The sequence below is a fragment of the Microbacterium sp. Cr-K20 genome, from assembly GCF_000708325.1.
GTDB lineage: Bacteria > Actinomycetota > Actinomycetes > Actinomycetales > Microbacteriaceae > Microbacterium.
This window is the reverse complement of record NZ_JARE01000075.1, coordinates 54,688-67,746: the sequence shown is the minus strand read 5'-3', so window position 1 is coordinate 67,746 and position 13,059 is coordinate 54,688. Positions and strand designations below refer to the sequence as shown.

14 protein-coding genes are annotated in these 13,059 nt (G+C 68.4%); 10 read left to right on the top strand and 4 right to left on the bottom strand.

The window, feature by feature from the left end; all coding sequences use genetic code 11:
• From GZ67_RS0117945 to GZ67_RS0117935, 3 genes are read left to right on the top strand one after another with little or no spacing between them, the layout of a single operon-like run.
• Positions 1-672: a nucleotide exchange factor GrpE gene (locus GZ67_RS0117945; RefSeq protein ID WP_029261333.1), complete on the top strand. Its 672-nt coding sequence runs from the start codon at positions 1-3 to the stop codon at positions 670-672.
• Positions 673-679: 7 nt separating this feature from the next.
• Positions 680-1,663: a DnaJ C-terminal domain-containing protein gene (locus GZ67_RS0117940; protein ID WP_029261334.1), complete on the top strand. Its 984-nt coding sequence runs from the start codon at positions 680-682 to the stop codon at positions 1,661-1,663.
• A gap of 40 nt (positions 1,664-1,703) precedes the next feature.
• The gene (locus tag GZ67_RS0117935; protein WP_029261335.1) at positions 1,704-2,117 is read left to right on the top strand and encodes a heat shock protein transcriptional repressor HspR; all 414 of its coding nucleotides are present in this window, start codon (positions 1,704-1,706) and stop codon (positions 2,115-2,117) included.
• A 39-nt stretch (positions 2,118-2,156) separates the two neighbouring features.
• Here the strand turns inward: GZ67_RS0117935 and GZ67_RS0117930 are convergent, their stop codons facing one another.
• From GZ67_RS0117930 to GZ67_RS0117915, 4 genes are read right to left on the bottom strand one after another with little or no spacing between them, the layout of a single operon-like run.
• Positions 2,157-2,552 (bottom strand): ATP-binding protein, encoded by a 396-nt coding sequence (locus GZ67_RS0117930; protein WP_168380819.1) that lies wholly within the window; start codon positions 2,550-2,552, stop codon positions 2,157-2,159.
• A gap of 13 nt (positions 2,553-2,565) precedes the next feature.
• A complete protein-coding gene (locus GZ67_RS0117925; protein WP_029261337.1) occupies positions 2,566-2,898 on the bottom strand; it encodes an STAS domain-containing protein in 333 nt (110 codons plus the stop codon).
• On the bottom strand, positions 2,882-4,846 hold the full coding sequence (locus tag GZ67_RS0117920) for a glycosyltransferase family 2 protein (protein WP_029261338.1): 1,965 nt from the start codon (positions 4,844-4,846) through the stop codon (positions 2,882-2,884). Before GZ67_RS0117920 ends, GZ67_RS0117925 begins: the two co-directional genes overlap by 17 nt.
• Entirely contained in the window at positions 4,843-6,003 is a 1,161-nt protein-coding gene (locus GZ67_RS0117915) for a PP2C family protein-serine/threonine phosphatase (RefSeq protein WP_029261339.1), read from the bottom strand. Before GZ67_RS0117915 ends, GZ67_RS0117920 begins: the two co-directional genes overlap by 4 nt.
• A 103-nt stretch (positions 6,004-6,106) precedes the next feature.
• Between GZ67_RS0117915 and GZ67_RS0117910 the strand changes: the two genes are divergently transcribed.
• The 7 genes from GZ67_RS0117910 (at position 6,107) to GZ67_RS0117880 (ending at position 13,044) form a co-directional block, all read left to right on the top strand.
• Positions 6,107-6,769: a GntR family transcriptional regulator gene (locus GZ67_RS0117910; protein WP_029261340.1), complete on the top strand. Its 663-nt coding sequence runs from the start codon at positions 6,107-6,109 to the stop codon at positions 6,767-6,769.
• A 109-nt stretch (positions 6,770-6,878) separates the two neighbouring features.
• Positions 6,879-7,847, top strand: coding sequence for a tripartite tricarboxylate transporter substrate binding protein (locus GZ67_RS0117905; RefSeq protein ID WP_029261341.1), 969 nt, complete (start codon positions 6,879-6,881; stop codon positions 7,845-7,847).
• A 76-nt stretch (positions 7,848-7,923) separates the two neighbouring features.
• Positions 7,924-8,442, top strand: coding sequence for a tripartite tricarboxylate transporter TctB family protein (locus tag GZ67_RS0117900; protein ID WP_029261342.1), 519 nt, complete (start codon positions 7,924-7,926; stop codon positions 8,440-8,442).
• Positions 8,439-10,094: a tripartite tricarboxylate transporter permease gene (locus GZ67_RS0117895; protein WP_029261343.1), complete on the top strand. Its 1,656-nt coding sequence runs from the start codon at positions 8,439-8,441 to the stop codon at positions 10,092-10,094. The genes GZ67_RS0117900 and GZ67_RS0117895 overlap by 4 nt, the downstream gene beginning before the upstream one ends.
• Entirely contained in the window at positions 10,091-10,960 is an 870-nt protein-coding gene (locus GZ67_RS0117890; RefSeq protein WP_029261344.1) for a dihydrodipicolinate synthase family protein, read from the top strand. Before GZ67_RS0117895 ends, GZ67_RS0117890 begins: the two co-directional genes overlap by 4 nt.
• Before the next feature lie 123 nt (positions 10,961-11,083).
• Positions 11,084-11,524: a DoxX family protein gene (locus GZ67_RS0117885; RefSeq protein ID WP_029261345.1), complete on the top strand. Its 441-nt coding sequence runs from the start codon at positions 11,084-11,086 to the stop codon at positions 11,522-11,524.
• 227 nt (positions 11,525-11,751) lie between these two features.
• The gene (locus GZ67_RS0117880) at positions 11,752-13,044 is read left to right on the top strand and encodes an ABC transporter substrate-binding protein (RefSeq protein ID WP_029261346.1); all 1,293 of its coding nucleotides are present in this window, start codon (positions 11,752-11,754) and stop codon (positions 13,042-13,044) included.
• The last annotated feature ends 15 nt before the right edge of the window (positions 13,045-13,059 follow it).

The following is a 13,059-nucleotide window of genomic DNA, read 5'->3' as shown; positions in this document are numbered from 1 at the left end:
ATGACGGACAAGAACTTCGACGAGAACCAGAATCCTGAGTCCGCCGAAGGTCGCAGCGAGGGGTCGGACGCTCAGGCGTCCGGCCCCGCGCCGCACCACCCGGACTCCCGCGAGGCGGCAGCCGCCGAGGGGTCGGACGAGACCCCGCTCGACGGCGCCGTGAACCCCGAGACCGCCGACGACCTCACGGTCGACGACATCCTCGGAGCGACCCAGACCGGCGAGGCCGCGGCGGAAGACGCCGTGCTCGCCGACCTCGAATCGACCCTGCTGAACGACCTCAAGCGCCTGCAGGCCGAATACGCCAACTACCGCCGCCGCACCGAAGAGCAGCGTCAGGTCGAGATCGAGCGCGCGAAGGGCGAGGCCGCCAAGGGTCTGGTCCCCGTGCTCGATGATCTCGATCGCGCCGCTCAGCACGGCGACCTCATCGACGGCACCCCGTTCGCCGTGATCGCCGACAAGGTGCGCACGGTCGTGGAGCGTCTCGGAGTGGTCGCGTACGGCGAGAAGGGCGAGGAATTCGACCCGCAGCGCCACGAGGCCATCTTCCAGCAGCCGACTCCCGGCGTGGAGAAGACCACGATCCTCGAGGTCGTCGAGGTGGGCTACCGCCTCGGAGACGTCGAACTGCGCCCCGCGAAGGTCGTCGTCGCTGTCCCTGCGGAGTAGGTGATCGATGGCCAGCCAGGATTGGTTCGACAAGGACTTCTACAAGACCCTCGGGGTCTCCAAGGACGTCAGTGATGCGGATCTGAAGAAGACGTATCGCAAGCTCGCGCGGAAGTACCACCCGGACTCCAATCAGGGTGATGCCAAAGCAGAGGCGAAGTTCAAGGAGATCAGCGAGGCCTACTCGGTGCTCTCCGACGCCGAACAGCGCAAGGAATACGACGAGATCCGCGCCATGGGCTCGGGCGCTCGCTTCACCGCGAGCGGTCAGGGCGCCGGCGGCTTCGAAGACGTGTTCAGCCGGTTCGGTCAGCAGGGCCGAGGGCAGACCGCCGACTTCGAGGACATCTTCGCGATGTTCAACCAGGGTCAGGGCGCGAGCTTCGGCAACGGGCGCTTCGGGCAGCCGAGCGGCGGCTACCGCGGTTACGGCGGCCCGCAGCGCGGCGCCGACGTCACCGCGCGCACCACGCTCGACTTCGTCACCGCCGTACAGGGGGAGACCATCTCCCTGCAGGGCGAAGACGGCAAGCCGTTCAAGGTGAAGATCCCCGCGGGCGTCGCCGACGGGCAGAAGATCCGTCTGCGCGGCCGTGGCCGACCCTCGCCTGACGGTGGGGAGAACGGCGACATCGTGGTGCAGATCGCGGTGCGTCCGCACCCGGTCTTCACCCGCGACGGGCTCAACCTGCGCGTCGTGGTCCCCGTGACGTTCACCGAGGCGACCCTCGGGGCGACGATCGAGGTTCCGACGCTCGGCGGCGATGTGGTCAAGCTCCGGGTCGCACCCGGCACCCCCTCCGGGCGGGTGCTGCGCGTGAAGGGCCGCGGAGTCGCGACATCGAAGGGGACGGGCGACCTGCTCGCCGAGCTCCAGGTCGCGGTGCCCACGCACCTCGACGACGCCGCACGTGAGGCGCTGCAGAAGTTCCAGGAGCTCGAGCCCGAGGAGAACCCGCGGGCCGAGCTGATGGCCAAGGCGCGGCGATGACCGATCGTCGAAGCGGGCACCGGGGGCGGAGGCGTTCATGATGAATGCTGACACCCCGGTGTTCGCGATCGCGGCCGCCGCGGAGCTCTCCGGCCTCCACCCGCAGACGCTGCGGCAGTACGACCGCATCGGGCTCGTGGTCCCCGGGCGCACCACGGGCGGCTCCCGCCGCTATTCCCCCCGCAACATCGAGCAGCTGCGCGAGGTCGCCCAGCTCTCCTCCGAAGGCGTGAGCCTTCCCGCGATCGCGCGCCTGCTGGATCTCGAAGACGAGAACCGGATGCTGCGCGATCGCATCGCCGTGCTCGAGGGCGCCCTGCGCACCGAGCGCGAGAATCGTCCCGGCGTGCGCGTGTTCGCCGCCGGCTCCGCGGGGGTCGTCCCGATGCCGACCGGGCGCCGCATCCGTCGCTCGACCGAGGTCGTGCTCTGGGACCCGCGCGGGAGCGCGTAGTCCACATACCGCGCGTCGGCGCGCCCGCTTGCCCGCGACTCAGCGGCTGATGCCGACGCGGCGCACCAGCACCCAGGTGTTGCCGCGGTCATCGTAGGTGTGGACGAACCCATCGAGCACTTCGCGCGCCAGAGCCAGCCCGCGGCCGCTCTCGCTGTCCACGTCGGGCATCGCGACACCGTGCCAGTCGATCGAGGCGGGCGGAGCCGTGTCCACCAGTGTGGCGCGCAGCTCGTCGGAGGAGAGGCTGAGGTCCACGGAGAGCGTCACTGCGGCAGTGACCTCTCCGTGCTGCACCATGTTGGTCGCGATCTCGCTGACCGCGAGGGCGAACACCGTGCGGTCCTCGGCCGGTACGCCCGGCGCATCCGACCACAACCGTTCGAGAGTGTCGAGGATCTCGTCGACCGTCGCCAGCCCGGCGGGTCCGCTCACGCGGGCGCGGGCTTCACCGGGCATCGAACGCCGATTCGGGCGTCGGGTAGTCACGAAGCACACGATCCAGGTTCGTCAGCCGCAGGACCGTTCGCACCGCCTCGGGCACGGCGGCGATGCGCAAGTCCCCGCCGGCGACCCTCGCGCTCTTCAAACCGCCGACCAGAGCGCCGAGGCCGGAAGAATCGACGAAGGCCAGCTCCGCCATGTCGATCACGATGTGCGGCTCGCCGGCCGTCACCAGGTCGCCGACCGCGTTGCGGAGCAGGGGTGCACCGGATGCGGTGAGGCGCCCGGAGAGCACGATCACGGCGTACCCGTCGCGAGTGTCAGTGGACAGTTCCATGGGACTCCTTCTCGAGCAGGACGGCGGCCGGGCCGCGGTAGCGAGCCGCCTGGATGATGACGCTGAGGACCACGAGGTCGTACACGACCCAGATCGTGTTCACGAGGGTGCCGACGCCGTCGGCCGTTCCCAGGATGACTCGCGTCGCACCGATCACCAGCGCGACGCTCAGGACGGCGATGGCGGTCAGCTGCGGCCAGATCTCGCGCCAGGGCACGCCCCGAGGATCGCGACCATCTTTGCGGGTGACGGCAAACGCGAGCGGGCGATGGAAGACGACGTTGGCGAAAGCTGTCACGCACGCGCGTATCCATACCGGGAACAAGGCGAGCGAGTATTGCTGGCCCCGCCAGGTGCGGACCCCCTTGGCAACTACCAGGAACAGCAGCTGGTTCACGAGGAAGTACGGCAGGAACCGCGCGAAGAAGTCGACCGACCACGCCGTCACAGGCAGAACGCCGAACACCAGGTAGATCACGGGCGCGGCGAGGTACGCGAGCGCGGCGAACCCCGACAGGTAGCTCCACATCGTGGCGAAGTACATCAGTCGCTGACCGAACGAAAGGCCCCGTTTGACGAGCGGATTGTCGCGCAGCATCACCTGCAGCGTGCCCTGCGCCCACCGCAGACGCTGCGTGAGCATGGTGCGGAGGTCCTCCGGAGCGAGGCCCTTGGCGAGGATTTCGTGGTGGTACACACTGCGCCATCCGAGGGCGTGCAGCTGCATCGCCGTCGCCATGTCCTCTGTCACAGAGATGGTCGCCAGCGGCAGGATCGGCAGAGCCTCCTCGCCCCGATCGAGACGGAGCGCATCGAGCAGCCCCCGTACGGCATCCAGAGCGGTGATCGGAGAGAGGTCGGACTCGGCGAGGGCGGCGAGTCCGGCTTCGTCGACGATCACGGCATCGAGCTCCGCATCCTGGGCGATGGGCGGCGCGCCCAGTGCCTCCAGGTCGGCTCGGATACCGGCCAGATCCTGCGCCACCAGGATGCGCGAGGCGCGGTCGACAGCGGCACCGACCTCGTCCGCCACATCGGCGACGGGCACGCCGGCTGCGAGATCACGGATTCCTCGACGGATGGCGATCTGGAGGACGGAGAGCTCACGCGACAGTTCGGCGCTCGCCGACTCCCGCATCTCCTTGTCGATCATGATCTCGGCCGTCCGCAGCGCCCTGCCCGCGGAATCGGTGACCTCTCGGACGTACCCGATGATGCCGAGCTGCATCAGCGCCTCACGACGGAGAACCGCATTCGAGCCGCAGAAGAACGCGGCGTTCCACCCGTCCTTGCCCTGCTGGATCGGGCCGTAGAACAGGGGCGCCTGGCTGCCGAGCGGATCCGCTTCGTCGACGTTCACGAACCACTGCGGTGTCTGGACGACGGCGACCTTCTCGTCGTCGGCGAAGTAGCCGAGGGTGCGGTGGAGGATCAGCGGATCGGGGATCTGATCGGCGTCCAGGATCAGCAGGAACTCCCCGTCCGTCTCGAAGAGCGCGTTGTTGAGGTTGCCGGCCTTCGCGTGCCGTGGCTTGCCGGCCCAGTCCGCGGAGCGCGTCAGATATCCGACTCCCGCTTCCCGCGCTGCGACCTCGAGCTCGGGACGGGAGCCGTCGTCGAGTACCCAAGTCGTGTGCGGATACGCGATCCGCGCGGCTGCGCGGGCCGTGGTCATCACCAATTCGATCGGTTCGTCGTAGGTGGCGATGAAGACGTCGACCGTGCCCTCAGGCGGCGACGTCGGCGTCGGCCGCGTCCGGGCCTTCCACATCGTCGAGGAGAAGAGGATGGTGTCGATCAGGCTGTACGTCTCAGCCAGAACTAGCGGGACCGCAATCCACCAGGCGGACCAGTTCACCGACTCGAGCCAGCGCCAGGCGACGTAGTTCACGCCGAGCACCACCGACAGCACCGCGAGGATGCGGATCGTTGCGAAGCGCACGGTCATCGGTCACGCCTCACCACGACCACGGTGATGTCGTCGGTGGCGCGATCGTCGTCGGCCAGCCGCAGAGCCTCGCGAATGGCGCCATCGGGTCCTAGCGTCGTCAGCACGCGGTAGACGTGCGCGAACGGGTCGTCGGCGTCGAGCACGTCGAGCAGTCCGTCGCTGCAGCACACGAACGCATCGCCGGGGTCGAGGTGGGCGAACCGCGGTTCGCGGATCTCGGGCGGCTGCAGCCCCATCCCCATTCCCAGCGGCAGGCTCGTCGAGCGCAGGTGCTCCCATGAGCCGTCCGCGCGCAGGATGAAGGCGAGACTGTGGCCGGCGTCGATCAGCTCGAGGTCTCCGGTCTCCGGTCGGAGTTCCGCGTGCACCGCTGTGACGAACATCGCCGTGTCGGCAAGATCCTCCTCGAGCAGACGGTCGGCGTCGGCGATCGCCGCCGCCAGTGAGCGTCCGGGAGCCGTGCGCAGAGAAGCGCGGACACTCGCTGCGATGAGGGCCGGCCCTGTGCCCTTGCCCATCGCGTCGGCGAGGGTCACGCGCAGCGCGCCGTCATGCATGCCGAGGTCGTAAAAGTCGCCAGCAAGCCGGCCGCGTGACGCCGCACCTCCGGCGATGGTGTACCCGGGAACGACCGGATGCGAATGCGGACGCAGCGCACTCTGGATCACGGCCGCGTGGTCGAGCTCGGCATCGTTCGCGAGCTCCGTCTGCACCCAGAACGCCAGGTCTCGCAGCAGACCCTGCTGGGCGTCGGACAGCGTGTGCGGTTCGGTGTCGAGCACGCACAGAGTTCCGATGGGCTCGCCGCCGGGCGCATGCAGCGGGTGCCCGGCATAGAAGCGGAGGTGCGGATCGCCCACCACGAATGGGTTGTCGGCGAAGACCTCGGTCGTGAGCGCATCCTCGACGATCACGGTCCGATCCTGCCGGACGGTGTAGTCGCAGAAGGAATCCTGCCGCGGGGCTTCATCGCCGCCGAGTCCGATCTCGGACTTGCGCCACTGGCGGTCGCGGTCCAGGAGCGAGACGCTCACCATGGGGACCCCGAACATCTCCTTGGCCAGTCGTGCCACCCGATCCACGCGCTCATCGCGCGGTGTATCGAGGATCCCCAGTTCCTCGAGCGCTTCCTGACGTCTTCGCTCGTCGAACATCTCCGCCCCTCCCCGGTCGTTGCCTCATCCTGACACGGCGACGAGGGAAAGCCGAGGGGCGCGGCGCGGTGTGTATCCTGTCAACAGTTAACAGGAGGTCACCATGACGCAGTCCGTGAAGCGTGGAGAGTCCCTCGGCGCGCAGGTGGCCCGTGTCCTGCGGCAGCGCATCGTGCGCGGCGAGCTCGCCCCCGGCGCGCGTATCACCGAGGAAGCACTGGCCGAGGAGTTCTCGGTCAGCCGCGGACCGGTGCGCGACGCCCTCACCCAGCTCAGCTTCGAGAAGCTCGTCGAGGTGCAGCGCCCCCGCGGCGTGTACATCGTCGGACTCACCCACGACGATGTCGATCAGCTCTACAGCCTGCGCGGCGCTCTCGAGCAGCTCGCGCTCTCCCGGGCGATGCGCGTCGAAGACGACTCCCGGTGGACCGCGATGGCGGCGGCCGTCGGGCGCATGGGAGAGGCCGCGGACGCCGGTGATCACGCGGCCTTCGTCGCCGCCGACCTCGAATTCCACTCGCAGATCTATGCCCTCGCCGACCACCCCCGTCTGGAGGGCGCCTGGAACCAGTACCTCCCGACCTTCACCGCGCTGCTCGAGGTCACGATCAACCACGACGAAGACCTGCACGAGTCGTCCGGCGACCACGTCAAGCTCATGGACGTGATGCGCAGTGGAAAGCCCGCCCAGGCCGCGAAGGTGCTGTCGGAGCACCTCGACGGTGCCCGCGAGCGCATGCTCGCCGAGATCGCCGCCCGCGCCTGAGGGCGAGCGTCTGCGGATCGACGAGACCGCATGAGTGGTGACTGTTAACAGTCAACACTGGTAGCCTCAGGGGGTCGACAACAAGGTCGACCCACGTAGAGGAGCAAAGATGCCCCGCAAGCGCATCACCCGGGCGGCTGCCGCGATCGCCGCCCTCGCAGCCACCGCTCTCATCGTCTCGGCCTGCACCAAGGTCGAAGAGGGCGAAGAGGCCGGCTCGGCCTTCCCCGAGAACGACATCCGGCTCATCATCCAGGCCAACCCCGGCGGAGGATCCGACCTCTCGTCGCGCGCGCTCGCCACCGAGCTCGAGAAGATCCTCGACGTCAGCGTCATCCCGGAGAACATGCCCGGTGCCGCCGGCGCTCTCGCGATGGAATACGTGGGCGCACAGGATCCCGACGGCTACGTCATCGGATTCGCGCCCGTCGAGATCGCCATGCTGAACACCACGCAGGGCGCCAACGTGATGCCGGACGACTTCGACCTGCTCGGCCAGATCATGCTCGCCCCCGGCGTCGTCACGGTCGGCGCGAACAGCGGCATCGAGACCCTCGAAGACCTCGTCACCCAGGCGAAGGCCGGTGCGGTCACCGTCGCCAACTCGGGCGCCGGCTCCATCTGGGAGGCGGCGACCATCGGACTCGGCAGTGCGACCGACGCCGAGTTCACCCCGGTGCCCTACGACGGCGGAGCGACGGCCGTCGCCGCAGCCGCCTCGGGTGAGACCGTCGCGGCCGTCTCGGGTCTCGGCGAGGCTCTGGCGCAGGGCGACGCGGTGCGCATCCTCGCCGTCATGAACGACGAGCGCCACCCCGACGCGGAAGACGTCGAGACGGTCGAAGAGGCCATCGGCGAAAACGTCGTCTTCGGCGGCTGGGGCGGCATCTACGCCCCCCAGGGCCTGCCCGACGACGTGAAGTCGACCCTCGAGGCCGCGGTCAAGGAGGCCGTCGACTCCGACAGCTACCAGAAGTTCCAGGCCGACGCCGGGAACCTGGTCGTGTACCGCGACTCCGCCGAATGGACCACGTTCGTCGACGAGCAGTTCGATCTGTTCAAGGACCTCCTGGGCTGAGAAGGCCCGACTGAGAGGACTGCGGGGCCGGCGCAGGCCGGCCCCGCAGCCGTTCCTCTTCGACGAAAGAAGGAGCATGATGTCCACCCCCGACACCGAATACCAGGGCGCACCCGCCTCCCGCCCCCTCGAGGTCGTCTTCGCGGTCGTCGCCCTGGCGTTCACCTCCGGCTACCTCTTCCTCTCGACGCAGATCCCGCTGCGCCGCGAAGCCGCTCCCGGGCAGATCGACGCCCGCTTCTGGCCGCTCGTCATCGGAGTCACCGGGGTGGTCGTCGCCATCGCGCTGCTCGCCGTCGCGGTCACCCGCCCGGCCCCGACCCGCGAAGACCTCGAGCGCATCCAGCGCGGCGGCTACCTGCGCGTCATCGCCACCCTCGTGATCACCGGTGCCTTCATCGCACTGTGGTCGCTGGGCTCGGTCATCCTCTTCGGCTACCGCGTCGAGGTCTTCCCCGTCGCCGCCGCCCTCTTGATGGCCGCCCTCATGCTCCTCTACGGCCACCGCCGCTGGCTGAGCCTCATCATCTACTCCGCCTCGGTCACGGCGTTCGTCTACGTCGTGTTCGGGATGCTCCTGAGGATTCCCCTGTGAACGCGCTCATGGAGGGGCTGAACTCGCTCCTCGACATCTCGATCCTGCTCTACATGCTCGTCGGCCTCCTGCTCGGCTTCATGGTCGGAGCCTTCCCCGGCATCACCGCGACCATGGCCGTCGCACTCGCCGCCGGATTCACGATGACCCTCGAGCCCGTGCAGGGCCTCGCGGTGCTGCTGACCATCTACGTCGCCGCGAACTTCGGCGACCGGGTGCCGTCGATCCTCATCAACACCCCCGGCACTCCGGCATCCATCGCCACCACCCTCGACGGATATCCGATGGCCAAGCAGGGGAGGGCAGGACTCGCCCTGACCATCTCCGCGATCGTCTCGGCGGTCGGCATCCTCGCCTCCCTCGTGCTCTTCGCCGTCGCCGCCGTGCCGATCGCCAGCTTCGCCCGCGACTACTTCAAGTCGCCCGAGCTGTTCGCCCTGGTGGTCTTCGGCATCGCGATCATGATCGGCATCTCGTCGAAGTCGATGCTCAAGGGCATCCTCGCCGGACTCTTCGGCCTCATGCTCGGCAGTGTCGGCACCTACGCCGCGACCGCCGACCAGCGCTTCACCTTCGGGGTCCTCGAACTCGTCGAGGGCGTGAACTTCATCGCCGTCATCATCGGACTGTTCGGCATCGCCGAACTGTTCGACCAGCTGCTCACGCATCGCAAGTCCGCCGTGCGTCCGATCTCGAGCCTCGGCCGCTGGTGGCCGAACCGCGCCGAGCTGAGGCAGAGCGGGCGGGCGACCGCGGTCGGCGGCGCCGTCGGACTCGGCGTCGGTCTCATCCCCGCGGCGGGTGGCGACATCGCCGGACTCATCGGCTGGGAGCGTGCACGCAAGGTGTCGAAGCATCCCGAGATGTTCGGCAAGGGATCCATCGAGGGCGTCGCCGCGAGTGACACCGCATCCAGCGCCACGCTCGGCGGCTCGCTCACCACGACCATGGCGCTCGGCATCCCCGGCGACTCGGTCATGGCCGTGATGATCGGATCGATGATCATCTGGGGCATCACCCCCGGGCCGACGCTGTTCACCAACCGCCCCGACCTCGTGGTCTCCATCGTCGGCATCATGCTGATCGCGACGATCCTGTCGCTGGTGCTGAGCCTCATCCGCATGAAGGGCATGGTGAAGCTCCTCGATGTGCCGCAGCCGTACCTGTGGAGCGGCATCCTCATCTTCTGCATCATCGGCACCTACGCCACCTCGAACAGCCTCTCGACGGTCGTCACCATGCTCGTTTTCGGCGTGATCGGCGTGCTGCTCAAGCGCATGCAGGTTCCCGCCGGTCCCATCGTGCTCGGTCTCCTCCTCGGGCCGCTCGCCGAGGAGAACCTCGCCCGCACGCTGGCGATCCTTCCCACGCGCCCGTTCTTCGAGGTCGTCAGCCCCATCGCGATCGTGCTGCTCGCGCTGGCCGTGCTCTCGATCGTGATGCCGGCGATCCGTGCGGCACGCAGACCTCGCGCCGAGCGCGCGGCGCTCGCGGACTCGATCCTGCACGACGACAGCATCCAGCAGATCGAGAAGGCGCACGACGAGCTCGCCGCGCAGCCGGATCTGCTCACCTCCACCGTCCGCAACGTCGACGCCCCCGCGCGCCGCCCCCGCAAGTCCCGCAAGAACTCCGAGGAGAACGAGAAGTGACCCGCTACGACATCCTGACCGCCGTTCCGACCGCGTTCCGCCGCGACGGCAGCCTCGACCTCGAGGGATCGCGCGCGATCTTCCGCTTCGTCGGCGACTCGGGCAACGAGGGGGCTTTCATCCTCGGCACGACCGGGGAGTTCCCCGCCGTCGACGTCGCCGAGTTCACGGCCCTCGTCGCCGCCGCCGTCGAGGAGCTGCAGGACCGGATGCGCGTCATCGTGCACGTCGGCCAGCCGAGCACCTTCGAGGCGGTGCGGCTCGTCGAGATCGCCAAGGGTCTCGACGTGACCGAGTTCGCCGCCCTCACGCCGTACTACCTGAAGTCGACCGAGGATGCGATCTTCGACTACTTCCAGGCGGTGTCGGATGCCGTCGGCGACGGGCGCTTGTACGTGTACATCTACCCGGCGCGCAGCGGCAACACCGTCTCGCCCGAACTGCTGGTGCGCCTCGCTGCGCTGCCGAACATCGTGGGGGCGAAGCTCAGCGAGCTGTCCCTCGACGAGATCGCTGCGTATCGCGCCGTCGTCCCCGCCGACTTCGAGCTGTACACCGGCGCCGACCGCGACCTCATCGCCGCGGTCGACGCCGGTGCGCAGGGCGTCGTGTCCGGGGTCTCGTCCGTCACCCCCAAGCCGTTCCGCGCCCTGGCCGACGCCGGACGATCGGGCGACGCCGAGGCGATCGCTCGTGCGCAGGCCGCCGTCGACGATGTCGTCTCCCTGATCGGCGGAGACATGGCGCGCATGAAAGAGGCGTACCGCGTGCTCGACGTCGTCGACGCCTACTGCCGGATGGCGATCGCCGAGCCGAGCGCAGCCGAGCGCACCGCCGTCGCCGAAGTCGTCGCCGCGCACCGCTGACCGGGCCCCTCGCCGGGGGCTGATCACAGGAGATGGAAAAGTGCGCTTCCTAGCGTGGAAGCAGGGAACGACCCTGCTCCGCGCCTGGCGCGCGGGTGTCCTGCCACGAAGGAAGAACTCCTCATGACGAACACCAAAGCCTCCTCCGCCGCCCCGTCGCTGGGACTCCTCGTCCTGCGCGTGGTCGTCGGTGCGATCTTCGCCGCGCACGGCGCGCAGAAGATCTTCGAGTTCACGCTCCCCGGAACGATCGGCAGCTTCGCGGGCATGGGGATCCCCCTCCCCGAGATCGCGGCGCCGGTCGTCGCATTCGTCGAACTCATCGGCGGACTGCTGCTGATGCTCGGGCTCTTCACGCGCCCGGTCGGCATCCTGCTGGCGGTCGACATGATCGTCGCGCTCGTCGCCGTGCACCTGCCTGCCGGGCTCTGGGTCGGAGAGGGCGGATACGAGTTCGTCGCCGTCCTCGGCGCCGCGGCGCTGGCGCTCGCGTTCACCGGTGCCGGGCGGTTCTCGGTCGACGGTGCATTCCTGCGCGGTCGAGCCCCGGCCTGGCTCGCCTGACCGGAGAGCAGTGACACGGATGCCGCGGGGTGGACCCCCGCGGCATCCGTCGTATCCGGGGGATACGTGCGTTCTCCGGGGTGAGAAGACACGATAAGGTTGCGTAACCATTTCATTCTTGACACCGCTGTGAATGCGGAGTTATGGTGATGAAACCGATTTCACGCAGACCCGGCGAGAACTCGGATGCACCGTCGCATAGAACTTGCTGCCCAAAGGAGTGAACAGTGAAGTCGAACCACGCACACCCGTCCCGCCGCGCACGCGCGCTGCGGATCACCGGCCTCGTCGCCGCCGCGACCATCGCCCTGGCCGGATGCGCCGCCGGCGACGACTCGTCGGATGCCGGAAGCGCCGGGGGAGAGCTCACGTTCTCCAACTGGCAGTTCCTCGAAGACGGCAAGGGCCCGATCATCTGGGACGCCGTCAAGGGCTACACCGGCCCCGACGACAACATCGAGCTGACCAAGGTCGAGATCCCGTTCGCGAACTACGCCGACAAGCTCAGCACCGAGCTGGGTGCCGGCGGCGGCCCCGACGTGATGGTCCTCCAGGACAGCCAGTTCGCCTCGCTCGTCGACGCCGGCGTGCTCGAGCCGCTCGATGACATCGCCGATGAGCTCGGCGACACGCTCAACAACACGAACGAGGCCGGAGTCTTCGACGGCGGGCAGTACGGCTTCAACTGGGAGCGCCCGACCTACAGCACCGTCATCTACAACAAGGACATCTTCGCCGAACTGGGGCTCGAGGTCCCGACGACGTTCGATGAGTTCCTCACCACGGCGAAGACGATCAAGGACGAGCTGGGGATCTCCGGCTGGGCCGGTCGTCACCAGACCGCCGAGATCGACGGCTGGACGCTGGAGATGGCGAACTGGATCTACGGATTCGGCGGCGAGCTCAGCGATGGGAAAAAGCTGACGATCGACAAGGCCGAGAACGTCGAGGCCGTCGAGGCGTTCCTCGAGACGTTCGCCTCGGGCGTCGCCCCCATCGGCGACGACGCGTCGACCTTCCGGGCGAAGTTCGGCCAGGGCCAGGTCGGGATGCTGTTCGAGAACTCCGGTGTCGCGACGACCATCACGAGCAACCCGGACAACGCCGTGAACGGACAGAACATGGGCGCGGCTCCGCTGCCGCTCGCGAACCCCGGCTCGAACTCGCAGCTGATCATCGCCGTCAACGCGAACAGCGACAACAAGGAGGCCGCCAAGGACTTCGTGCGCTGGGTGCTCGGCGAGGAAGGCCAGACCGCCATCCGTGCCGGCCTCGGCGCCTCGGCCATGGCCACCGACGTCGAGCCGGACGCTGCCTTCCTCGAGGCCAACCCGTGGGCGACGCAGTTCCTCGAGGCCGCCAAGACCTCGAAGTCGACCCTCGTCGAGGGCTTCGAGACCGAGAGCAAGGTCGTCTGGCGCGAGGTCCTCACCGCGGTCGAAGACCTGCGGGTCAACGGCGGCGACGTGAAGGCGAAGCTGGCCGAGGTTCAGGAGAGCCTCGAAGCCGAACTCGGCTGAGCACCCCGAGGGGCG

Excerpts from the sequence above, each read along its gene's own strand:
- GZ67_RS0117910 (WP_029261340.1), top strand. The coding sequence starts at position 6,107 with ATGACGCAGTCCGTGAAGCGTGGAGAGTCCCTCGGCGCGCAGGTGGCC.
- GZ67_RS0117900 (WP_029261342.1), top strand. The coding sequence starts at position 7,924 with ATGATGTCCACCCCCGACACCGAATACCAGGGCGCACCCGCCTCCCGC.
- GZ67_RS0117925 (WP_029261337.1), bottom strand. The coding sequence starts at position 2,898 with ATGGAACTGTCCACTGACACTCGCGACGGGTACGCCGTGATCGTGCTC.
- GZ67_RS0117945 (WP_029261333.1), top strand. The coding sequence starts at position 1 with ATGACGGACAAGAACTTCGACGAGAACCAGAATCCTGAGTCCGCCGAA.
- GZ67_RS0117915 (WP_029261339.1), bottom strand. The coding sequence starts at position 6,003 with ATGTTCGACGAGCGAAGACGTCAGGAAGCGCTCGAGGAACTGGGGATC.
- GZ67_RS0117885 (WP_029261345.1), top strand. The coding sequence starts at position 11,084 with ATGACGAACACCAAAGCCTCCTCCGCCGCCCCGTCGCTGGGACTCCTC.
- GZ67_RS0117940 (WP_029261334.1), top strand. The coding sequence starts at position 680 with ATGGCCAGCCAGGATTGGTTCGACAAGGACTTCTACAAGACCCTCGGG.
- GZ67_RS0117905 (WP_029261341.1), top strand. The coding sequence starts at position 6,879 with ATGCCCCGCAAGCGCATCACCCGGGCGGCTGCCGCGATCGCCGCCCTC.
- GZ67_RS0117935 (WP_029261335.1), top strand. The coding sequence starts at position 1,704 with ATGAATGCTGACACCCCGGTGTTCGCGATCGCGGCCGCCGCGGAGCTC.
- GZ67_RS0117920 (WP_029261338.1), bottom strand. The coding sequence starts at position 4,846 with ATGACCGTGCGCTTCGCAACGATCCGCATCCTCGCGGTGCTGTCGGTG.